Source organism: Flavobacterium tagetis (assembly GCF_016735615.1).
Taxonomy (GTDB): Bacteria; Bacteroidota; Bacteroidia; order Flavobacteriales; family Flavobacteriaceae; genus Flavobacterium; species Flavobacterium tagetis.
In genome coordinates, this window is the sequence record NZ_JAERSF010000005.1 from 92,478 (window position 1) to 117,059 (window position 24,582).

Annotated in this window: 18 protein-coding genes and 2 tRNA genes; 8 read left to right on the forward strand and 12 right to left on the reverse strand. The window is 33.6% G+C overall.

Annotated features, from left to right (window positions below; genetic code table 11):
* The first annotated feature begins 62 nt into the window (after window positions 1-62).
* Window positions 63-1,772, forward strand: coding sequence for a PAS domain-containing sensor histidine kinase (locus JI750_RS20340; protein WP_202006258.1), 1,710 nt, complete (start codon window positions 63-65; stop codon window positions 1,770-1,772).
* A gap of 5 nt (window positions 1,773-1,777) precedes the next feature.
* The gene (locus tag JI750_RS20345; protein WP_202006259.1) at window positions 1,778-2,185 is read left to right on the forward strand and encodes a response regulator; all 408 of its coding nucleotides are present in this window, start codon (window positions 1,778-1,780) and stop codon (window positions 2,183-2,185) included.
* Between the two features lie 169 nt (window positions 2,186-2,354).
* On the opposite strand, the gene rpsT is transcribed toward JI750_RS20345, so the two are convergent.
* The 4 genes from rpsT to proS form a co-directional block, all read right to left on the reverse strand.
* A complete protein-coding gene (rpsT, locus tag JI750_RS20350) occupies window positions 2,355-2,606 on the reverse strand; it encodes a 30S ribosomal protein S20 (RefSeq protein WP_073417115.1) in 252 nt (83 codons plus the stop codon).
* 153 nt (window positions 2,607-2,759) lie between these two features.
* Window positions 2,760-2,831: transfer RNA gene (locus tag JI750_RS20355), tRNA-Glu, on the reverse strand.
* Window positions 2,832-2,876: 45 nt separating this feature from the next.
* Window positions 2,877-2,948: transfer RNA gene (locus JI750_RS20360), tRNA-Glu, on the reverse strand.
* Window positions 2,949-3,026: 78 nt separating this feature from the next.
* Window positions 3,027-4,505 carry a proline--tRNA ligase gene (gene proS, locus JI750_RS20365; RefSeq protein ID WP_202006260.1) on the reverse strand — a complete coding sequence of 493 codons (1,479 nt, stop codon included), beginning with the start codon at window positions 4,503-4,505 and terminating at the stop codon, window positions 3,027-3,029.
* A gap of 102 nt (window positions 4,506-4,607) precedes the next feature.
* Between proS and JI750_RS20370 the strand changes: the two genes are divergently transcribed.
* The 5 genes from JI750_RS20370 (at window position 4,608) to JI750_RS20390 (ending at window position 10,304) form a co-directional block, all read left to right on the forward strand.
* Window positions 4,608-5,624 (forward strand): hypothetical protein, encoded by a 1,017-nt coding sequence (locus JI750_RS20370; protein WP_202006261.1) that lies wholly within the window; start codon window positions 4,608-4,610, stop codon window positions 5,622-5,624.
* A 42-nt stretch (window positions 5,625-5,666) separates the two neighbouring features.
* On the forward strand, window positions 5,667-7,250 hold the full coding sequence (locus JI750_RS20375) for an OmpP1/FadL family transporter (protein WP_202006262.1): 1,584 nt from the start codon (window positions 5,667-5,669) through the stop codon (window positions 7,248-7,250).
* Window positions 7,251-7,459: 209 nt separating this feature from the next.
* Window positions 7,460-8,773, forward strand: a complete 1,314-nt coding sequence (gene rimO, locus JI750_RS20380; protein WP_111378318.1) for a 30S ribosomal protein S12 methylthiotransferase RimO — start codon at window positions 7,460-7,462, stop codon at window positions 8,771-8,773.
* 42 nt (window positions 8,774-8,815) lie between these two features.
* A complete protein-coding gene (locus tag JI750_RS20385; RefSeq protein ID WP_202006263.1) occupies window positions 8,816-9,370 on the forward strand; it encodes a hypothetical protein in 555 nt (184 codons plus the stop codon).
* 28 nt (window positions 9,371-9,398) lie between these two features.
* Entirely contained in the window at window positions 9,399-10,304 is a 906-nt protein-coding gene (locus tag JI750_RS20390; RefSeq protein WP_202006264.1) for an N-acetylmuramoyl-L-alanine amidase, read from the forward strand.
* Between the two features lie 303 nt (window positions 10,305-10,607).
* On the opposite strand, the gene JI750_RS20395 is transcribed toward JI750_RS20390, so the two are convergent.
* The 8 genes from JI750_RS20395 to JI750_RS20430 all read right to left on the reverse strand — a co-directional run bounded on the left by JI750_RS20395 (window position 10,608) and on the right by JI750_RS20430 (window position 23,105).
* A complete protein-coding gene (locus JI750_RS20395) occupies window positions 10,608-11,699 on the reverse strand; it encodes an outer membrane beta-barrel protein (protein WP_202006265.1) in 1,092 nt (363 codons plus the stop codon).
* Window positions 11,700-12,386: 687 nt separating this feature from the next.
* On the reverse strand, window positions 12,387-13,400 hold the full coding sequence (locus tag JI750_RS20400) for a glycoside hydrolase family 5 protein (protein WP_202006266.1): 1,014 nt from the start codon (window positions 13,398-13,400) through the stop codon (window positions 12,387-12,389).
* A 12-nt stretch (window positions 13,401-13,412) separates the two neighbouring features.
* Window positions 13,413-14,645, reverse strand: a complete 1,233-nt coding sequence (locus JI750_RS20405) for a glycoside hydrolase family 27 protein (RefSeq protein WP_202006267.1) — start codon at window positions 14,643-14,645, stop codon at window positions 13,413-13,415.
* Between the two features lie 90 nt (window positions 14,646-14,735).
* A complete protein-coding gene (locus JI750_RS20410) occupies window positions 14,736-15,995 on the reverse strand; it encodes a fasciclin domain-containing protein (protein ID WP_202006268.1) in 1,260 nt (419 codons plus the stop codon).
* A gap of 82 nt (window positions 15,996-16,077) precedes the next feature.
* Window positions 16,078-17,151, reverse strand: a complete 1,074-nt coding sequence (locus JI750_RS20415) for an IPT/TIG domain-containing protein (protein ID WP_202006269.1) — start codon at window positions 17,149-17,151, stop codon at window positions 16,078-16,080.
* A 20-nt stretch (window positions 17,152-17,171) separates the two neighbouring features.
* Complete coding sequence (locus tag JI750_RS20420; RefSeq protein WP_202006270.1) at window positions 17,172-18,734, reverse strand: RagB/SusD family nutrient uptake outer membrane protein; 1,563 nt, start codon at window positions 18,732-18,734, stop codon at window positions 17,172-17,174.
* 11 nt (window positions 18,735-18,745) lie between these two features.
* Window positions 18,746-21,913 carry a SusC/RagA family TonB-linked outer membrane protein gene (locus JI750_RS20425; RefSeq protein WP_202006271.1) on the reverse strand — a complete coding sequence of 1,056 codons (3,168 nt, stop codon included), beginning with the start codon at window positions 21,911-21,913 and terminating at the stop codon, window positions 18,746-18,748.
* A 313-nt stretch (window positions 21,914-22,226) separates the two neighbouring features.
* Entirely contained in the window at window positions 22,227-23,105 is an 879-nt protein-coding gene (locus JI750_RS20430; RefSeq protein WP_202006272.1) for an AraC family transcriptional regulator, read from the reverse strand.
* Window positions 23,106-23,412: 307 nt separating this feature from the next.
* Between JI750_RS20430 and JI750_RS20435 the strand changes: the two genes are divergently transcribed.
* Window positions 23,413-24,549 (forward strand): glycoside hydrolase family 26 protein, encoded by a 1,137-nt coding sequence (locus JI750_RS20435; protein ID WP_202006273.1) that lies wholly within the window; start codon window positions 23,413-23,415, stop codon window positions 24,547-24,549.
* The last annotated feature ends 33 nt before the right edge of the window (window positions 24,550-24,582 follow it).

Below are 24,582 nucleotides of genomic sequence, written 5' to 3' on the forward strand. Positions count from 1 at the left end.
ATCGTTTCCAAAATGACATTAAGATACGTTCTGTTATAGTTAAATTAACTATATTTGAGGTGATGAAAAGTAAAACTCTCCAAATTACTCTTATTTATACAATCATCTCGATAATTATGGCAGCCTTATGTCATAAATTACTCACAACCTACTTTTCTTCTTCAGAATATTTATATCTATCTTTAATAAAAGATATTGTATTTATTCTAATAACAGGACTGGTTTTCAGTTTAATACTTTCAAAAAACGAAAAAAGAAACATAACCATCTTTGAAAAGCTAAACAAAACCAACGAAGAAATAAAAGAATCTAATGAGAAATATGACATTGTAGCAAAAGCGACAAGCGATACAATCTGGGACTGGAAAATTCAAGAGGACAGTATTAATTGGAACAAAGGAATTGAAGGTGTCTTTGGTTACGATCCAGCAGAAGTAGGTAAAACTTCTAAATGGTGGTTTGACAAAATTCATCCGGAAGACAGCATCCGAATGTCAATAAAATTATATTCTTTTATAGAACAAAAAACAGAAAAATGGCAAGATCAATACCGTTTTAGATGTGCAGACGGGTCATATAAATATGTTTTGGACCGAGGATTTTTACTAAAAGATGAAACTGGAAGAGCTATAAGAATGATTGGTGCAATTCAAGACATTACAAAACAAAAAGAAGAAGAACAACGACTAAAACTTTTAGAAACGGTAATTACACAATCTAAAGATTCTATTTTAATTACCGAGGCAAATTCCTCCGAAAGAAGAATACCAAAAATAGTTTACGTCAACCCTGCATTTTCTCAAATGTCAGGATATCAATCCAATGAAATAATAGGAAAATCACCAAATATCTTTAAAGGACCAAAATCAGATTCTGACGAACTAAAAAAGCTTTTAAGAGCCATAAAAAACGAAGAAGAATGCTTAATCGAAACCATTACTTACACCAAAAATAAAGAAGAGTACTGGGTGCGTTTCTCCATGATTCCTATTTTTAATAATGAAGGAGTAATTTCCCACTGGATTTCGATACAGAGAGATATTACAGATGAGAAAAAATTGGAGACAGAAAAAGAACATCTTATTCGAGAATTAACACAGAACAACAAAGACTTAAAGCAGTTCTCTTACATTACATCACATAACCTTAGAGCACCGCTTTCTAATTTAATCGGACTATTAAATTTAATAGAAGACATTCCGATTGAAAATGAAGAGTTACAAGAAATACTCGCAGGATTTACAAAATCAACTCATTTATTAAATGAAACTATCAATGATTTAGTAAAAGTTATTATTATTAAAGACAATCCATCAATGCAAAAAGAAGAAGTGTCTTTAAAAGAAGTTTTTGAAAATGTTTTTAGTCAGCTTTCTTTTCAAATTGAATTACACAAACCAATAATTAAGCTAAAATTTGACAAAGTTCCTGAACTTATCACAAACAAAGCTTACATAGAAAGTATTCTATTAAATCTGCTTACTAATTCTATAAAATACAAATCTGAAAACAGAAAACTAAAAATATCCATAACGGCAGAACAAATAGAACAAAGAACGATCTTAACTTTTAAAGACAACGGAATCGGAATTGACTTAGAAAGAAATCGCGACAAAGTATTTGGACTTTATCAAAGATTTCACAATTATCCCGACAGCAAAGGATTAGGATTATACCTTGTAAAATCGCAGGTAGAAACAATGGGAGGCACAATCTCTATTGACAGTGAAGTTAATAAAGGAACTACATTTACGATAACATTTAAAAATTAATTATTATGCTTGAGCAGATTTTATGCATCGATGATGACCCTATCACGTTGATGCTATGCAAAAAGGTAATTTCAAAATCTTCGTTTTCACGTGAAGTTATTACAGCTCAAAACGGCGAAGAAGCCCTTCACCATTTCAATGTCTTGAAATACGCAAAAGACAAAGCAAAAAAAAGGCCTGAATTAATTTTTTTAGATTTAAATATGCCAATTATGGGAGGATGGGAATTTTTAGATCATTTCACTTCTCAAGATTATAGAGAGTTCAACACTGTCCCAGTTATCGTGTTATCTTCAACCATTGACCCTGAAGACCTTGCCAAAGCAAAAAAGTATCCCATTATAATAGATTTTCTTTCTAAACCCATTACACAGCCGATGCTAGAATATCTTAAAAAGAAAATTGATTTGTAAAATATAAAATTCCAAAACCCTTCAACACACAAAAATTAAAATTCCAAATTCCAATATTCATAAAGATTGGAATTTGGAATTTATTTTTTTATTGGAATTTTACTTCGGGTTAAAACAAAAAAAGTCCTCTAAAAGAGGACTTTTTATATCTTTAATAAATTGTTTTTAATTACAATTTAGCAACGTGTTTCGTTAATTTAGACTTCAAGTTAGAAGCTTTATTATCGTGAATGATGTTCTTTTTAGCTAATTTATCAATCATAGAGATTACAGTTGATAATTTTGCAGTAGCATCAGCTTTATCAGTAGCTAATCTTAACGCTTTAATAGCATTACGAGTAGTTTTATGCTGGTATCTGTTAAGAACTCTTCTTTTTTCGTTACTTCTGATTCTTTTTAATGCTGACTTATGATTTGCCATTTTCTTTTAATTTTAGATGTAATAATTATTATAAATACTAGTTAAAAAAGAAAAACCTCCCACAATTGCAACGCAATCACTTTGGTTTTAACTAATAAAACAAAAACCGAGACACCAATTTTTGTTTTACAAAACTTATTTACAACTAATTTGTAGTCCGTAGGGGAATCGAACCCCTGTTACCAGGATGAAAACCTGGCGTCCTAACCCCTAGACGAACGGACCAATATTCTCCTAAGCTGGAAACTTTTCAATATGTAATATAACTTGTAGTCCGTGGGGGAATCGAACCCCCCTTACCAGGATGAAAACCTGGCGTCCTAACCGATAGACGAACGGACCGTGCTTCTGTATTGCGGATGCAAAGATACATCTATTTTTTATTTGCGCAACACCTAATGCAAAAAAAACTATATTTTTTTAATATGCCTTAGCAAAAAGCACTCTTTTAGACGATGGTTTCCCAGTAAACACACAGGTTCCCACCTCTTCAACAGCGTCCAAAGGGATGCAACGAATTGTCGCTTTTGTCAATTCTTTTATCTTCTCTTCTGTCTCAGCAGTTCCATCCCAATGAGCAGATAAAAAGCCTCCTTTTCCTTCCAAAACTTCTTTAAATTCCTCAAAACTATTTACTTCCGTAATATGAGTATTACGATAATCTAATGCTTTAGCAAATAAATCAGTTTGAATCTGTTCTAGAAGATCATTTACATGCTCAACGATTTTTTCGCTAGAAACAACTTCTTTTGTCAAATTATCTCGTCTTGCAACCTCAAAAGTTCCGTTTTCTAAATCTTTTGGACCAACCGCAATTCTAACAGGAACTCCTTTCAATTCCCACTCTGCAAATTTGAATCCTGGCTTTTGAGTTGTTCTGTCATCAAATTTAACCGTGATTTTTAATTTTCTCAATTTAGCCGTCAAATCTTTAACTGCTTCTGTAATTTGAGCTAATTGTTCATCGGTCTTATATATAGGCACAATAACCACTTGAATTGGAGCCAAATTTGGTGGCAACACCAATCCTTGATCATCAGAATGTGTCATAATCAAAGCCCCCATCAAACGAGTAGACACTCCCCAAGAAGTTCCCCATACGTGTTCTTGTTTTCCTTCAGCGTTAGCAAATTTAACATCAAATGCTTTTGCAAAGTTTTGCCCTAAGAAGTGAGATGTACCAGCCTGCAATGCTTTTCCGTCTTGCATTAAAGCTTCAATACAATATGTCTCATCTGCTCCAGCAAAACGTTCTGTTTCGGTTTTAAAACCTTTTACAACTGGAATTGCCATAAAGTTCTCAGCAAAATCAGCATAAACATTCATCATTTTTTCAGACTCCTCAATAGCTTCTGCTTTTGTAGCGTGAGCAGTGTGCCCTTCCTGCCATAAAAACTCAGCAGTTCTTAAAAACAAACGCGTACGCATTTCCCAACGAACCACATTTGCCCATTGATTAATCAACAAAGGTAAATCTCTATAAGACTGAACCCATCCTTTATAAGTAGACCAAATAATAGCTTCACTTGTTGGACGAACGATAAGTTCCTCCTCTAATCTTGCATTCGGATCAACCATTAATTTCCCAGGTCTTTCCTCATCATTTTTCAATCTGTAGTGCGTTACAACTGCACATTCTTTTGCAAATCCTTCCGCATTCTTCTCCTCCGCCTCAAACATGCTTTTTGGTACAAACAATGGGAAGTAAGCATTTTGATGTCCAGTCTCTTTGAACATACGATCTAATTCAGCCTGCATTTTTTCCCAAATAGCATATCCGTATGGCTTTATTACCATACAACCTCTAACTCCTGAATTTTCAGCTAGATCTGCTTTTACAACCAGTTCGTTATACCATTTCGAATAATCTTCTGATCTTGTAGTAAGGTTCTTACTCATATTATATATTTTGGCACAAATTTTGTTTTATACAATTTTAACTAAATAGTTTGACAAAACTAACTAATTTTGTAATGTGCAACAATAAAAAACACCACAGATATGAAAACTTACCTTTCACTCCGCCAAAACTCTAATCATTTTTACTTAATTGGATTATTGAGTTTATTGCTAGCATCGTGTGGTTCTTACCAAAACTCCTCTTATTACGATAATGATGGTGTTTATGGTGGCTCATCTGTAAAATATGCGCAAACTACTGGTACAAACAACCAATACAAAGAATATTTCAGATCACTACAAGATGACAATCAGTCAACTGAAATTTTTACTGATGTTGATAATTACACTAATTATTCAGATAGCACTCAAACCGCTTCAACAGGTTATCCAGCTTGGGGAAGTAGCAGTTCTGACGTTTCTGTAAGCTTCTACACTACTCCAACATGGTCATTCGGATTTGGATGGGGCTATCCTTATTATGGATACGGCTATTACGGATGGGGCTACCCTTATTACGGTTGGGGATACCCAGGATATTACCCAGGTTGGGGTTATCCAGGATGGGGATATCCATATTATGGCTACAACTACTCTTATAACTATGGAAGAAGGGGTTCTGCTGGCTATTATGGAGACAGAAACTATGCTTACAACAGAAATTACAGCACTAATAGAGGATACACAACCAATAGAAACTATACCACTAACAGAGGATATACCACTAATAGAGGATATACCACTAATAGAGGAGATTACACAACAAACAGAAATTATACCACAAACAGATCTAACAGCTATACTGATTTTAGAAGGACCTCTACTTTAAACAGAGGAACCTCTAGTCCAACATTTACAAATAGAGGAAATTACAATAACGGTTCTAATTACAACTATAGCAACAGAAGATCTTATAATAATAGCGGAAATACCACAACAAATAGATCTTACACGCCTAGCAACAGCAGTAGCCCATCAAGAAGCTACACTCCTAGCAATAGTGGCTCTTCAAGAAGCTACTCTCCTAGTAATGGTGGCGGTGGCGGTTCTAGATCATACAGCGGCGGCGGTGGCGGTGGCGGAATGAGATCTGGCGGAGGTGGCGGAGGAAGAAGATAATCTTTCCTCAGTCCATTTAAATTCGAACTAAAACTTATCAAAATGAAAAAAATACTTTTCCTATTTATAACAGGACTAACTGTCAGCGCGTCATATTCACAAGAGGTTTCAGATGCCTTACGTTATTCTCAAGAAAATCTTACTGGAACTGCACGTTATAGAGCCATGAGCGGCGCCTTTGGAGCTGTAGGTGGAGACATCTCCGCTTTAAGCGTTAACCCAGCTGGATCTGCAATCTTCAATAGCAATCAAGTTGGAATATCTTTTAGCAATCAAAATATCAAAAACAATTCTAATTATTTCGGCACTCAGACTTCAGACAAAGAAAACTCCTTTATCTTAAATCAAGCTGGAGGTGTTTTTGTATTTAAAAACCATAACCCTAATATAGGTTGGAATAAAATTTCAATTGGGGCAACTTATGAGAATACCAACAATTTCAACAATGAAGTTTTTTCTGCAGGAACAAACCTTAACCATTCGGTTGACGCGTATTTTTTAGATTATGCAAATTACAGCAATGGAGGAGCACCAGTTCCACATCAACTTGTCAATACTCTACCCAACGAAACTATAACCGACTTATATCAGCATCTAGGGTCTAATTTCCCAAATGCACAATATCCAAACCTAAGTGGTTTTTCAGCTCAACAAGCTTTATTAGGATATCAAGGATATATTATGAATATTGATGATGTTAATAATCCTAATAGCACTTATTCAACAAATGTCCCAAAAGGCCAAAATACAAACTATTACCAAACTAACGATATTTACTCAAGAGGCTATAATAGTAAAGTAAGCTTCAATATCGCCACATCTTATAAAGATCGACTATATTTAGGAGCAAATTTAAATGTTCATGTCACAGATTATAGGAGATCAACAAGTTTTTACGAAACCAACAATGGTGTGCTCACATCAAACGAAACAATATCAAGCATAAGATTCAATAATGATTTATATACTTATGGAAATGGTTTTTCTTTCCAACTTGGAGCAATCGGAAAAGTAACTGACAATTTTAGACTGGGTGTAGCATACGAATCTAACACTTGGTATGAATTGTACGATGAGCTTTCACAAAGTCTATACACAACGAGACAAGCTGCAGGCGGACCAATTGTCAATGCTAATGTAGCTCCTAATGTAGTAAACGTATATGAATCTTATACTTTACAAACACCTGATAGATGGACTTTTAGTGCTGCCTATATTTTTGGAAAATCAGGATTATTAAGTATTGATTACGGAATAAGAAATTACGGAAACGCTAAATTCAAACCAAGCAATGCGGGCTTTGGTGGCATTAACAATGAGATAAACAATAGCCTAACGAGTGCTGGAGAGTTACGTATTGGTGCTGAATACAAAGTCAAACAATTAAGCTTAAGAGGCGGATACCGTTATGAAGGAAGCCCTTATAAAAATGGAATTACAGTTGGAGAATTAAACAGTTATTCTGCTGGTTTAGGTTATAATTTTGGATCTACAAAATTAGACTTGGCTTACTCTTATTTAGAAAGAGATTCAAATCAAGGTTTCTTTACAAGAGGATTCACTGACGAAGCTAACATTACTTCGAAATTAAACAACGTCACTATGACTTTATTATTTGAATTGTAATTAAAAATCAAAATAGATGATTGAAATTTCCGTCAGGTTTTTCCTTGGCGGATTTTTTTTACTCTTTCAAAAAAGCACTTGTTTTAAATTCAACTCAAAAAGCACAAGTAACCAAACCTGTTAACTTCATAAAAAACAGCTAAAACAAACTGCAAACTAGTGTGGTTTGAATAAAAAAAGTGTAATTTTGCACTCCAATTTATAAAAGTATGAGAACCAAGTCTTTAAAAAAGAACAAAATTAACGTAATCACTCTTGGGTGTTCAAAAAATGTTTATGATAGCGAAGTCCTAATGGGACAGCTTCGCGCAAATGGAAAAGAGGTTGAACATGAAGCTCCTGCAGAAAAAGAAGGAAACATTATTGTAATTAATACTTGCGGATTTATTGATAATGCAAAAGCAGAATCTGTAAATATGATTTTGGAATATGCAGATAAAAAAGATAAAGGTCTTGTTGATAAAGTTTTTGTTACAGGATGTTTGTCTGAACGTTACAGACCAGATTTAGAAAAAGAAATTCCAAACGTTGACCAATATTTCGGAACTACAGAATTACCTCAGCTATTAAAAGCTCTTGGAGCCGACTACAAACACGAATTACTTGGAGAACGTTTAACTACAACTCCAAAAAATTATGCGTATTTGAAAATTGCAGAAGGATGCGACAGACCTTGTAGTTTTTGTGCAATTCCATTAATGAGAGGTTCGCATGTTTCTCAGCCAATTGAAAAATTGGTTAAAGAAGCAGAAGGTTTAGCTAAAAATGGGGTTAAAGAATTAATCTTAATTGCTCAAGACTTAACTTATTACGGTCTTGATCTTTATAAAAAAAGAAATCTTGCAGAATTACTAGAAGCTTTAGTAAAAGTAGAAGGAATTGAGTGGATTCGTTTACACTATGCCTTCCCTACTGGTTTCCCTATGGATGTTTTGGAAGTAATGAAACGCGAACCTAAAATCTGTAATTATATAGATATTCCGCTACAGCATATTTCTGATTCGATTTTAAAATCAATGCGTCGCGGAACAACTCAGGCAAAAACAACTCAATTATTAAAAGATTTCCGCGCTGCAGTTCCTGGAATGGCAATTAGAACTACTCTTATTGTTGGTTATCCTGGCGAAACTCAAGAAGATTTTGAAATTTTGAAAGATTTTGTTCAGGAAATGAAATTTGACAGAATGGGATGTTTTGCCTATTCTCATGAAGAAAATACTCATGCTTATTTATTGGAAGATGACGTTCCAGATGATGTAAAACAAGCTAGAGCAAACGAAATTATGGAATTGCAATCTCAAATTTCTTGGGATTTGAATCAAGAAAAAGTAGGTAAAGTATATAAATGCATCATTGACAGAAAAGAAGGCGCTCACTTTGTTGGACGTACAGAATTTGACAGTCCAGATGTTGACAACGAAGTTCTAATTGATGCTTCTAAACATTATGTAAAAACAGGAGAATTTGTTAATATCAAGATAATTGAAGCAACAGAATTTGATTTATACGGGGAACCTGCTTAAATTTACGCTGAACTATTGTTAATCACAGATAAAAATACTTTTATGAAACCTTTTCAAACTTTATTTATTTTAGTTTTTGGCTTATTCACCTTTACTGTTTCTGCTCAATATGGAGGATACAATAATGGCTACGGTAACGGTTATGGCAATGGTTACGGAAGAGGAGGCGGAATGGGCATGGACAGAAGCATGATGGCAGGACAGCAACAGGGCTCACAAAGCAAACCTAAGGAAACTCCACCTGAGGAAACTGCAGCATATATTGTTGAACAAATGAAACCGCAGGTAAATCTAGATGAATTACAAGCAATTGCAATAGCAAATGTTTTGGCAGATAGCGTAAGAGAACAAGGGATTTTATTAAAAAACGAAAGCAGCAGTCAAGATCAAAAAATTGAACAAATAAAAGCTTTGCGCGAAAGTACTGACAAAAAAATTACTGCTTTTTTAAATCCTGATCAAGTTGAAAAGTATAAAACTTTTATGGATACTTTAAAAGAAGTAAAAAAGACCAAATCAAAAAAGAAAAAAGAGAAAGATTCTAAAGAAGATTCAAAAGAAGTAAAAGAGACCCCAGATACGAAAATATCAGAATAATCGTTATTAACTTATAAAACAACGAATTATGACAAAAAAACATTTTTGTTATCTGATTTTAGCTGTCATTGTCAGTGCTTGTTCTACAAATCCGTACAAGAATACTGAAAAAGCTTATGATCAGCAGCTAAAAAATTTGGAAAACCAGATTACAAGTAAAGAAGCCAAACCAATTCCGGCAGTTTCACCTGTTGTTATTGACACTTCGTATGCGCAGCAGCTGAGAATTGTAAAAGATACTTTATCTAAAACAAATTCGACTTATTTACAAAACGGAATTAATACAGAATGGATTGGTACTGTAAATTTCAATTTAAGAAAACCAAGTTTTGTTATTATTCACCATACAGCTCAAGATTCTCTTCAGCAGACAATCAATACTTTTACAAAAACCAAGACTCAGGTAAGTGCTCACTACATCATTTCTGAAAATGGAAAAGTAGTACAAATGCTGAATGATTATTTAAGAGCTTGGCATGCTGGAAATTCTACTTGGGGAAAAACAACAGATTTAAACTCTTGTTCTATCGGAATTGAGTTAGACAATAACGGATTTAAGCCTTTTACGGAAGCTCAAATTAGCAGTTTAGTCGCTTTGTTGACCAAATTAAAAAAGGATTACAATATTCCGACACAAAACTTTTTAGGTCACGCAGATATTGCCCCTGGAAGAAAACAAGATCCAAGCGCCTTATTTCCATGGAAAACCCTAGCAGAAAAAGGATTTGGAATCTGGCCAGACGAAGTCTTAGAACCTGCTCCGTTTGATTTTAAAATTGAACCTGCTTTAAGAATTATTGGTTACAACACAAAAAATCTAACCGCAGCAATTCAAGCATTTAAACTGCATTATATTCAAACCGACGCAACTTCAGTTTTAGACAGAAAAACAATTGATGCTATTTATTCGATTTATAAAAAGCAAGTCCAATAAATAAAGATCTATTTCAAAATATAAAACGCATTTCTAGATAATTTAGAAATGCGTTTTTTTTATTTAAAGCGTATCCCGAATACAATTAAAATTAATCACCACCCAATTAATAATTGACAGCTAATAACCCTGCATATATAAAAAGAGGCACTCTTGTACTTCTCTACAATCCTATTAATAAAAAATGTACAAACATATTTGCACCATATACTGATAATTCATAATTACATAAAGTAAAAAAGCTGCCAAAACATTAATATGTTTCGACAGCTCCAAAAAAAAAAAAAATATCAATCTTTATCTCTAGAAAGAGTATGTTGTTGCAATTAAACCATAGAAGCTTCCTCCTGTTGGCAATGCATTTTTATCTAAAAATATATCTTCAGAAGCCGCATCGTATCTTAGCTCAGGAATTATAGTAAGTTTTCCAACTTTGTAGTTTAAAGAAATTGTGTTAGCAAATACATTTGATCCTGCTAAAGTTCCTAAACTTGGAGCTGCATCTTTAGCATCAAAATATTCTATTCTGTAAGCCAAAAGCAATGCTGGATTGAAAGTATAATTAGCATATCCTACCAAAGAAAACCAATCTCCATCTAAATTACTATCAAAATCATTTGTTGTTTTAGCATAAGTCGCATTTAACCCAAGTGCAAAACTATCACTAATTGTCTTAGATGCTGTCAAATCAAACTGTGTTTTATTTTCATCTGAAACTGGAATTGTACTTCCCGGTATCGGGTTAGTACTTCCTGTTGTAAAATTCAAATAAGCACTTCCTGTATCTCCAATATATCCTACTTGTCCAATGAACGTTTTTTGATACGAACCTGCATCCATAGCCGATTTGAAGTCTGTTGGGTTGGTTAATCCTAACATAGCTGTAAATTTACCAGAAGTATATTGCGCTTTAACCCCCGTATTAAAAAATGGTCCGTAAGAAAACGCATAAGACATACTATAGTTTTTGTTATCTACTGCATCTAATACTTCATAACCGATATGAGTTCCGAAACTACCTGCTACTACTTTAAATTCATCAGTCAAATTGTATGTGAAAAATAATTGTTTAATCATAAATTTTGCGCTCGCATCTTTATCTGGTGTTTCATTATATGAAAATTCTGCTGCTCTTTTTCCGAAACCTAAGTCTACAAAAACAGAAGCTTTTCCAAAAGTATGACCCGCTTCGATCGATGCCATTCCTAATTCGAATGAATTCTGTGAGTTGGTAAAGCTCGTTAATCCATTCATTTGTTTTGAAAAATCATATTTATAGTACGCATCTGCAGAACCTCCCCATGTGGTTGCTGGGGGAGCTGCTGCTTCCTCTTCTTGGGCAAAGGCAAAAGAACTAGTTAACATCGCGGCTAAAATGTGAAATGCTTTTTTCATGTTTTAATTTGGTTTTTAGTTATTAATTGATTCTGGTTAGTTAATCTTTTATATATCTATTTAATAGTATAAGTCATTTCTAAAACCTTTCATGCGCCCTTCAAATCATCATCATTTTCATTAGCGAATTTATTAACTTTTGTATGAGTAGAATAATTCAAAAGTGCTTTTTTGACGTTTTAGACGAAGAATTATGGATTACAAAAATTAAGTCACCAATAATCGTTATTTGATATTTATAGATAAACGTTTTTGAAAATTCAATAACAAAATTTTAACCTATTCAATCATTTTTATATAGTTAAAAGCAAAAAATACTACAAAAACAAGAAATAATTCAATAAAAAATAAAATTAAAAAACAACAACCCCTATTTTTTATAGGGGTAAAATAAAAACATTAAAAAATTACAAATATTTAAAACCCATATAAAACAAACATCCACACACCTTTTCACTTCAAATAAATTCTTACAAAAAACACATTACACAAAAGACTATTCTGCACTATAAACCTCATCTCGTTTTTTCAAAAAAAGAGAGATAAAAAGATTTTTATTTGTATACCTAATAAAGGTTACCGAAATTATATTTCATCACATATTTGCATAAAAAAAGACGCACCTTTCAGTACGTCCTTTTTATAAAATTTTATTAAAAACAAATCTTTAAAATCTTTTTTATGATTTTAGTCCTTCAAACGATACCCAGTCTCCTTCCAATTTGAAGGCAAATATCTTTCATAAGTCCATTGATTATATTTTTTAAAATACTCACGAGCCTTTAACCCAGATTCTTTCAGATCTTTATTTTTCCATTTTCCTCCAGACTTAGCAGATTTATATAAAATGGAACAGGTTTCATCTTTATCAGAAACTGACCATACAATCCAACTCAACTTTCTCTCCTCCATCCAATCTATGTATTCTTGCCAAGCTTGGTAGTTTAATGGTCCATCACCAGAAGCCTCCATTCCTGCCGATTCTGAAATAAAGATTGGAAGTCCCTTTTTTATTGCAGCATCAGTTCTGTCTCGTAATTCTTTTCCATGGGTAGCCGCATAAAAATGCATTGTGTACATTATATTATCATATCCTAAAATAGGATCTGAAGCAGGAAGATCTACATCTTGATCCCAATGTGGCGAACCTACCAAAATTATATTATCGGGGTCATTTTCTCTAATTACTTTAATTACCTCTTCAGAATAAGCCTTAACCTCTGGCCACGTTTCATAATCAGGCTCATTAAATATCTCATATATAATATTAGGATAGCTACCGTACTTTTTTGATATGTCTGCAAAGAATTCTTTAGCTTCTTTCAAATTAATATTATGGGTATGCCAATCAACAATTACATAAATATCCTCTTTTATTGCTCCCTTAATAACAGCTTCTATTTTTTCTTTTGAAAATTCTGGATTTTTCATATATGAATACTCCCCAAGCTCTACTCCTAGTGAAGCACGAACAATGTTGCAATTAAAATCTTTTCTTAACCAACTTACCGCTTTTTTATTATAAAACCTTGGCCACATGCTATGCCATCCAAAACTCATTCCTCTTAAAACGACTGGCTTTTTATTTTTATTTACCAATTGAGTGCCATCAACACTAAGCTTTCCATGTGTTTCTACTTGAGCATTTGAAAATGAAAACACAAATACAAAAGCAACCGCTAAAATTTCACTAAACTTCATAATCAATTAGTTTTAATGAATTAATTTTAAAGTAATCACATCATGCGAAGCTATTTCGGCCATAAAGGCCTTTTTTGTATTTCCGATTTCTTTGTTTTTCCAAAGATCTTTTACTTTGAAGATTATTTTGCTAAAATCAGCTTCATAACCAAAATCAGCATCTTTGATGTTGTTTTTTTTCCAATCAAAATTGATTTTTTTTGAAGTTTCGGTTCTGTTGACAAAGCTTACTGCCCAAGCTCCATCTGAAAGTGGTTTTACCCAAACTTCTACACCATCTAAAATAGCATATTTAAATCCTTGGATTCCAAGTTTATCTTGATTAACAGCTAAAAGTTCTTTATTCGTTAAAATTGCCAAAGTCTCTTTTGACATTTTTCTGTAATCATTTCCAGTAAAAAGAGGCGACGAAAGCATGCACCACATTGCAAAATGGGTTTTGTCTTCGGTATCGTTCATCTCATTTCCAACTTCCATCATATCAAAATCATTCCAATGATCTGAACCAGAGTATTTACGAATATCTTTTCTCATATCGGCAATTTTCATGAATCCCCAAGAAGACCAATTTTCTGGATGTTTAAATTCGCAGTCAAAACATGGATAGATATCTCCCGATATTCTCCAAAGATTGCCAATTGGTTTCCCCCATTCCCACGGCTGATTGTCTCCCCATTCGCAAAGACTAAAAACAATTGGTCTTCCAGCAGTTTTCAATGCATTGCTCATTGTGGTGTAAGCTTCTTTTGCCGTGATTCCTTCTGTATTACACCAATCGTATTTTAAAAAATCTATTCCAAGTTTAGCATAAAATCTTGCATCTTGATATTCATACCCTCTTGTTCCTGGATAACCGGCACAGGTTTTTGTACCAGCACAATTATACAAACCGAATTTCAAACCTTTATTATGCACATAATCGATAAGCGCTTTCATTCCGCTTGGAAACTTCTCAGGATCAGGCACTAAATCGCCATTTTCATCACGTTCGTGCGTCATCCAGCCATCATCTAAAACAATATAATTGTAACCAGCAGCAGCTAACCCCGAAGAAACCATAATATCGGCAGTTTCTTTTACTAATTTTTCATCAATATTGGTCGCAAAAGTATTCCATGAATTCCAGCCCATTGGAGGCGTCATTGCCAATCCTTCAAATTTTCCGCCCTGCTGTTTATGTGTATTGCCCTGACTGAAAACAAAACTCGAAATACTTAGAAGGAATCCTAAAATTATTTTTTTCATTCTTTATACATTTAAAAAAGATCTATAAAAAGATATTCCCTAATTTCTCAATTAGGGAATATCTCAAACTAACTCACAACATATTATTTTTTATAAAAATCCGATATCGTCTATATAAAGGATACTAGATGGAGTAATTGTTCCTCCAGAAAATTCTTGAATAAACACACTATCAAAATTTCCATCAGTTAAAAGTTCAGGATGCAAAGCTGAAATAGGAATTGAAATATTATTCCATTGCCCTGGCACTAAAGTAACTGTAGTACCTTTAGCAGAATCACCCGTGTCACTATTTATGGTAACCATAATTTTAGTGCTTTCTGTTGGAAATACAGACATTTTAACGAATTGATAATCTGCAGCTTTTAGAAGCAAATCTGAGTGCATGAAAAGTCCGCTCCAAGCTTCTGCAACTTTTTTGATTGCATTTGTACCTCTGCTAACTTTTTCTGTGCTATCCCAGGTAATGTCTCCTCCCCAGCCCCAGCCCCATCCTTTCAATGAGTCTTCGTATAATAAATATTTAAGTCCTATTCCGCTTGGAGCAGATACCCCAAATTCAGTTTCTACAACGATAAGAGCGTATGAATCAAAATCTGCTGGAACTGTTGCTTTTATTTCTGTTTTAGAAACCGCAGTAAATGTTGCTTCAGTAGATCCGAACTTTACACTTTTAACTTTTACAAAATTTTGTCCTGTAATTGTTATGACGTCTCCCGCAGAAGCTAAAACTTGCGATAACCCAGTAATTACTGGAGCTGGCGGAGTCAATTCAATCACATTGCTTAAAACATTCACAAAACCATTTGTTCCGTAATAATCTAATCCTGGCGCTTCTTTATCAGATCCATTCACTTTTAAAACACCATTGGTTACATTAATGCTTAGTAAATATAAATCTGCATTTACCGCATTTGCCATTGTAACATAATCGCCTGTTTCTAAATAATCAGCTTCAATACCTTCAAGTTTGCCCACTCTTTTTTTGACACCTTTAATAACATGACTTAAAACAAGTTGTTTTAAATCATCAACAGAAACTAGCGTTATATCTGGATATCCTAGATCATTTACATAACCATTAGCTACCAAATAAGCATCGAAAGCAGCATCGTTTGGAACAAAATACGTGTAATTATCAGCTGTATTTAATGTTGATTCTAAACCAGCTAATTTTATTGCTTTTGTAAACGTAGTTAAATTACTATTTGCCTGAATTAAGCCATATGCTGTATTGTAATTTTGCTGTGCTCCTCCAATATCTTCAATTTCGTTATCGCAGGAAGAAGCCGCAACAACCAAAAAGACACTCAGAGCAATATGTTTTACTTTATTATATATATTTTTCATAAATTCTCTTTTAGTTTTTTAATTATGGATTCAGATTAATAGATTGAACTTTTGTCGAAATCTATTTTTTGAATCCTAACAATTATTTTAGTACCAATCCGATATCATCTAGATAGATCACATTTCCGCCAAAACCGCCAAATTCTTGATATCCAATTTGAGATAATTCAGTAGGATTACCGAGTGAACTATATGGCACCTCAACATAAGTCCAAGAAGTTCTTACGTCAACTATCATAATATTTTTCTCAGCATCTCCATTAGCAAAAAACTTTACTTTTCCTGCTTTTTCACCTTTAAGCCAAAATCTTACCGCTTTAAATTTATCTGTATCATGATAAGACCAATTGTTAATACCAATAACATATCCATCCCATTCACCAGCTTTCCATTGAATGCATTTAGTCCCTTGATAAACATCTTTAGCGTAAGACGGGTCAAACTCATTAGTTCCATCCCAGAGAGATTGCCAGCCCCAAATATTAGTGAAAGCATCGTCATAAATTTCAGATCCTATTACTTGAGGAGCCACTGTTGTTCCAGATACATTTGTTACTGATAAACTTTTCAAGTAACTTCCTTCAGGAACTTTAACCACAATCTCGGTTAATGTAGAAGATATTGGCTCAACTTGAATATCTCCAAAATTAACGACAGGACGCAAGAAATATTCACCAGTAATAGTAATAACATCTCCTGGATTTGGATTGACAGGAAACCCTTTAATATTAGGACTTGGAGGCCTAATAGCCACTTTATAATTCAATGTACCTGAATTGGTTACGATCTTCATTTCGTCCATTTCATTATAGTATGGAGTTTTTGAATCTACTAAAACCACAATTGCGTTGTCTGTTACAAATGTTGGATTAAAATAAGATTCTAATCCGTTAAATGAAATTGATTTTAGCGTTGCAAAACCAGATCCTCTGATGATGTAGTAATTTCCAGCATTAATAACATCAGTAGGCACATCTACTTTTCTATCTCCTTCAACCAAAGGATCGTCAACAACAGATCTGCTAATTCCAGTTACTTCAAGTTTTCCAGATGAACCACCTGATGAATCATCATTTGAACAGGAAGCAAACAGCAAAATTGAAATCGAAGCCAAAAAATACAACTTCAATAACATTCTATTTTTTATATTTTTCATAGTGATTTACTTTTAAAAAATTATTTGAAAGTGTAAGGAACTGGTGCCTCTTTCAATTTTGGATTTTTTCTAACTTCGACATCTGGTTTTGGATAAATAAAATCAGTTGGCGTTGGCGTATAATGTATTACCCCTTGAGAATCAAAACCTCTATCTTGCTGAGAAATTATATTAATTGCCTCCTGACGTGGCAGTCTTCCTAAATCGAACCAAAATTCACCTTCAAAAGCAAATTCAACCCTACGCTCATGAAACAAAGCCGTTTTTGTCAAAGGAACATTGGCTCCTAATTCCCCAAGACCCGCTCTAAGTCTCACTTTATTATACGACTCTTTTGCTGCAGCGTTAGTAGTTTCATCAGCACCAGCCATAGTTGCTTCAGCATGTATTAATAAAAGATCAGCATAACGCATAATATAATTACAGTTACTCATTCCTCCCCATCCATCAGCTGGCCCAGTCTCGCTAGTCACTTGCCCGACAACATATTTCTTAACAGCTGCTCCGGTATTGGCTAATGCATCTGGATATTTCGTTTTATCCATAACAAAACCTACAACACCATCTCCTTTAATATTAGGATAAGAATCTCCATAAATCATAAAAGACTCTTTTCTTCTTAAATCTCCAATTTCAAAAGCATCTTGAACATCATTACTTGGCACATAAGTAGCACCATATGACGCATTATCATTCAAAATATCTAGACCGTATTGAATATTAGAGAAATTTCCACCTCCATAAGTATTTATAGCACCAGACCATTGCCAAGAATAAATAGATTCTTCGTTATTATTTTTACTCGTCAAAAACAAATCTGCAAAATTTGGCAACAATCCGAATTCACCTGAGTTAATCACTTTTTCAGCCATTGCTTTAGAATCTGCATATTTTTTTTCATATAAATATACTTTAGCTAAAAATGCTTCAGCAGAACCTTGAGTTACAAAAATGTTGTCTCCGCTAGCAGATCTAGATCTAATTTTCGATTTTAGATTTGCTGCTGCAAATTTTAAATCGTTTTCAATGAAGGTATAAACGTCTTCAACTCTATTGGTATTTACCATCGGATTTTTTGCCAAAGCCAAATTATCTTCAATAATAGGCACTGGTCCATACAAACGAACCAAATAGAAATAAGCGATTGATCTAAAGAAATGCGCTTCAGCAATCGTGTTTTTAATTACTGCTCTATTTACATCTGCTGTGGCATTTTTTTCAATATTGTTAATCAAGTTATTAGCCTGCGCTATGATTGCAAAACACGCCCTCCAAGGATCTAACAATATTGGACTATCAGAAGTCAATTTAAACTGAATAAGTTCTGGTCCATCGGCATAAGCCAAACAATTTCCTGATGATAGTTCTGACAATGCGTAAAAGTTCTTAGTATAATAAGGGGCCCACATTGCGCCATACATTCCGTAAGTGGTTCTTGCTACCTGCTCATCGGTATTATAAAACTGATCACTGCTGTAACTATCTTCAGAAGGGCGATCTAAGAAATCTTCGCTGCAAGAAGTAGTTGCCAAACCTAGCATTAAGAATAAAACTAAGGTCTTTATATTGATATATTTTTTCATAAGAGTAGTAATTAAAATTCTAAATTCATTCCAAAAGTGAAACTACGATTGGTTGGGTAACGCCCTGAATCGATTCCTGATAATAATGGATCTTGGTTATATGATCCAATTTCAGGATCATAGCCTGTATATTTGGTAAATGTGTAAAGATTTTGAATACCAAAATAAAATCTTAATTTACTAATGCTCGCTTTTGAGAGCACATCTGAAGGCATATTATATCCTAAAGTAACTTGCTGAATTCTTAAATACGAACCATCTTCTACATAACGATCTGAGATTGCAATATTTGGATGTCCGTCTCCGCCATCAGGTCTTGGATATTTTGCATCAACATTTTCTGGTGTCCAAAAATCTGCTGCTTCTGCCAATTGATTTTCATACAAACGTTGGTTTTTAGTACCTGCACGTCTTGTCAAGTTCATTACTTTGTTGCCGTACGATCCTTGCAAAAAGACTCCTAGATCAATATTTTTATATTTAAAAGTATTATTGAATCCATAAGTAAATTTTGGCGCTGGATTACCAATGTAGGTTAAGTCCTTATCATCAATCAAACCGTCTTTGTTTTGATCTACATACTCAACATCTCCCAACTGGCTTTTTACCGCTTTGTTTCCTGTAAAAGGAATTGGTGCATTGGCTAACTGCTCGTTGGTTCTGATAATACCAACTGCCTGATATCCGTAAAACTGACCAACTGGCTGACCCACTATAGTTTTAGTTACCGCTTTTGTTGTATAATCATTAAGCAATACATCTTTTGTCAAATCAAAATTATCTTGTAAGCTCAACAATTTATTTTTGTTTGTAGAGAAAATTACTTTTGAATTCCATGAAAAATCTTTTCCAAATTTCTCATTATAATCTAAAGTCATCTCAAAACCTTGATTTCTTAAGCTTCCTAAATTTACACTTGGCGCTCCTAAACCTCCTTGATACGCATCTGTACCGGTAACATAGTACGGCAATGGCAATACGAATAAAAATCCTTCAGATTCTTTTTTGTACACATCAAATGTTGCTTGAAGTTTTGATTTGAAAAGTGTAAAATCTAACCCTAAGTTGGTTTGTTTAGAAGTTTCCCAAGTTAAATCAGGATTTGCAATATTATTAACTGTAAAGAAGTTCCCCATTGCCGATTTGATTGCGCGAACAGTACTCATATAACCGCCACCGCCAATGTTTTGGTTTCCAGTCTCTCCATATCCACCTCTGAACTTGATATTATCAATGTATTCTCTCGTTCCTTCCATAAACTTTTCGTTCGAAAGTTTCCAATATCCAGAAACTGAAGGAAAGTAACCCCATTTTTGACCTGGACCAAAATTAGAACTTCCGTCTGCTCTCATGGTTGCCTGCAAACCATATCGATTATCATAATCATAATTAAAAGATCCGAAGAAAGAATACAAAGCAGAACTTCCCTTATATTCTGAAGCAATAACCGAATCAGGATCTCCTAAACTAATAGAATGAATATCATTACTTAATAAGCCAGAAACAGATTGCGAATTACCAAACCAATGATTATCATTTGCCTCTTGACCTGCTAAAACATTAAAATGATGATTTCCTACATCGGCCTTATAAGTTAAAACGTTTTTAACATTAAGCTGATACCAATTGTTTGCTCTCTCTGTTAGCATATTGGTTTCTCTCACCGCTGAACCCCATTTATAAGTAGGCTGAAAACCTTCGAAATTATCCACATTTGTAGAGCCACCAAAATCAAAACGATACTCTAATCCTTTTGCAATTCTAAAGCTAGCATAAAAATTTCCTAAGAAATTCTTCTTGATCAATTTATTGGTATTCATCAAAGCTGAAGCTACAGGATTGATCCAAACCCCAATTGATCCATCTGCTGGCGGACCAGAGTAATTACCATTAGTATCTTTTACCGCAACATCTGGAGTAGACAAAATAGAAGTACTGATAATACCATTACTAGCACCATTTATTGTAATATCTTCATTTGTTATTCCCGCACCAACAGACACCCCAACAGTTAACCAATCTTTTATTTTACTATCAACGTTTGTTTTAAAATTATATCTTTTAAAAGCAGAACCAATTACAATACCTTCTTGATTAGTGTAACCTCCAGAAATATAGTAGTTAGTACCTTCTTTAGCACCAGAAAACGAAACCTGATAATTATTCATTATAGCCGTTTTATAAATCTCATCCTGCCAATTTGTTCCTTTACCCAGAACAGACGGAACAGCAAATTCATCTCTCGGCGTTACACCGTAAACACCTGCCAAAGCATTTTGCTGTGCAGCATATTGACTCAAAGTCATAGTATCTAACAAACGAGTTACATTTTGAATAGAGAAATAAGAATCAAAAGTGATTTTTCCTGTTCCTTTCTTACCTCTTTTTGTAGTAATAATAACAACTCCATTCGACGCTCTAGAACCATAGATAGCAGTTGCAGAAGCATCTTTCAAAATATCCATTGTTTCGATATCATTCGGATTTAAAAAAGCTATAGGGCTCGAAGTTACGTTTCCTGTATTGGATCCTAAATAACCTGTAACAATTGAACCTCCAGTTGCCGTATTGGCAGCATCTCCAGAAATCGGAATACCGTCTACAATATACAATGGCTCATTGGTTCCAGAGATTGAAGTAGTTCCACGAATTTTAACCGATACACTACTTCCTGGCTGTCCTGAGTTGTTCGTAACTGTTACCCCAGCAGCACGTCCTTGCAATAATTGATCTACAGATACTTGTGGAGAGTCTGCAATATCCTTAGAACTAACAGTAGAAATAGCTCCTGTTAAGTCTTTTTTCTTTACACTTCTATATCCTACGTTTACCAAAACTTCACGAAGATCTTCGGCGCTAAGTTTTAAAATAACGTTTACTGTTCCGCCATTTTTAACATTGATAGTTTGCGCAACATATCCAATAAATGAAACAGAAATAGTAGAGTTTGCAGGTGCTTCGATAGAATATTTTCCATCGAAATCTGTGGAAACCGTCTTCTTTGTCGCTGTAACTATGATATTGGCGCCTGGTATAGATAACCCCTTTTCATCAGATACAGTTCCCGAAACCTTTACCTGAGCCGTAATAAAATTACTAGTCAGTAACAAAAATAATATCAAAGGAACGGCTTTGTGGTCAGCCCTCCAATGAATGAAGCTAGTCATTAGTTTTTTCATAATAAGTGTTTGGTTAGTTAAATTTGTTTATTGCATAATCCAAAAGTAAATGCCTGGGTAATTTTTACTTTTAAATTATTTAACAAATCTATAACAGAGAGGATTATCAAATCGATAGTATTATATCATTTAATGATAATATTTTTACTATAAGCCTTTAAAAAAACACATATAAAAATAAAAGTGTATAAATTTTAAATTATTCGCAATCACATCTCTCTCAAGAACACAAACGATGCATAAAAACCAATGAAATCTTAAAAATCAAACGTTTTCGTTAAAAATAATATTTACTTGTGATAAAAAAGTATCACTATAAAATTCGTTTTAAACCAGAAAACTCTTCACGATATTGACTTGGAGTACAATTTTTTGTTGCTTTAAAACTGCGATTGAAGTTCGCAATATTATTAAAACCAGATTTAAAAGCCACTTCAGAAACACTCATATCTTTTTCTACCAGCCAACGCGCCGCATAACCAATACGAATGTCATTGATATAGTTAACAAAAGTTTTTCCAGTTCTCTTTTTAATGAATCGGTTAAAAGAAATTATCGACATACTCGCCACATTTGCCACATCTTCTAAAGTAATTTTTTCAGCAAAATGTTTTTGCACATATTCGTAAACCAATTTCATTTTATCATAATCATCAAAAGTGTCATAGTCTACCGTATAAGTCGAAAGCAAACGCTGATTTCTGGAATTGGCTAGATCATACAGTAAAGATGTAATCTCTAAAAAATAATCCATACCGTCCAACTTAGAAAGCCTTACAAGCCTTGGCATCAATTCTTCGGCTGTTTTTTTTGAAAAAAGAATTCCATGAATCGATCTATTAAACATATCTCGAATCGGATTCATGATACGTCTTGCAAGCAAAGATTCATGAAATAAATCGTTATGAAATTGAATCGTAATTTCGTGTATTTTTTTATTTGTGCATTTATTCAACTCCCATCCATGATACAAATTCGGACCAATCAAAACCAATTCAACATTGTCAATCTCTTCGATATTATCTCCTACAACTCGCTTTACTCCCTTTCCATTTAGAATAAAATTAATTTCAAATTCCGGATGATAATGAACCGGAAAATCAAAATTGTCCTTTACGCGATCAAAGACCAAAAAGCTATCACTTGCCGCAAGCGGAGCAATTTCTCTATAAAAATTTTTCGTATTACTCATATTAAAAAGTATTTCTCAGGAAAGTATAATTCTAATTTTTGACTGCAATAATATGATATATAATTGATAAAATAATATTAATTACACGATATTCATCCAATTATCTTTGAAAAAATAAATTATCATTTCTTTAAAAAGAGGTTTAATAATAAACATTAATCATTTTTTATTAAATAACTTTTTATAGTTTTAATAATTTTAGAGGTAAATCGGTAAAGAATTTTCGAGTAAATCATTCAATACATTTCAAAACCATAAAGCATTGTATCTTTAGCATTTAGCTCCATAAACAACTAACAATCCGACAATGAAAAACCATTTTATCATCATTATAGCAAGCCTATTAATAGGTACTTCGTGCCAATCTCAGAAACAACCTAGTAATACAATTTTATCACTTTCAGATAAAAAAGCTACTTCAGAAACCAAAACTCTTTATAAAAACCTAAATACATTATCACAAAAAGGTTTTCTATTTGGACACCAAGATGATCTGGCTTACGGCGTAAAATGGAAATATGAAGATGGTAGAAGCGATGTAAAAGATGTAGCTGGCGATTATCCAGCTGTTTACGGCTGGGATATTGCAGGTTTAGAAAATGATAAACCAAACAATATTGACGGTGTTCCTTTCGCTAAAATGAAACAATATATTATAGAGGCAAATGCCAGAGGCGGAATTTCAACCATAAGCTGGCATTTTGATAATCCTGCAACTGGAAAAGATGCTTGGAATAATGTTCCGAATTCTTTAAAAACAATTTTACCAGGCGCAGAAAATCATAAAAAATATACTTCTTGGTTAGATAAAGCTGCGACTTTCTTCTTGTCATTAAAAGACAAAAACGGAAAAAACATTCCGATACTTTTTAGACCATTTCATGAGCTTACTGGCGGATGGTTTTGGTGGGGAAAAGGAAATTGCACGCCAGAAGAATTTAAAACAGCTTGGAAATTCACATTCGATTACCTTCAGAAAAAAGGCGTTCACAACTTGATTTATGTATACAATACAGGAAGTTTTGGCAGTGAAGCCGATTTCTTGGCCAATTATCCTGGAGATAATTATGCCGACATTTTAAGTTTTGACACTTACCAAAATAATGATGATCCAAATGGCGAAAAATTCATTAACGAAGTTCAAAAACAATTTAAAATCTTAAATGAAATCTGCAAACTGAAAAATAAACCAATGGCATTGGCCGAAGCAGGTTATGAAGCTGTCCCAGATCCAAAATGGTGGACAGGAACTTTATTAAAAGCCATTGGAGATTATAAGATTTCTTATGTCTTATTATGGAGAAACCACGGATGGCAGGAAAAAGAGCAAAAAATGCATTATTATGCCCCATTTTCAGGACAAGTGAGCGAGAAGGATTTTGTCGATTTTTATAACCTAGATAGAACTATATTTGAAAAAGACATTCAGAAAAAATTAAAATAACTGCCCCAAAATAAATCACAATCTTAAAAAATA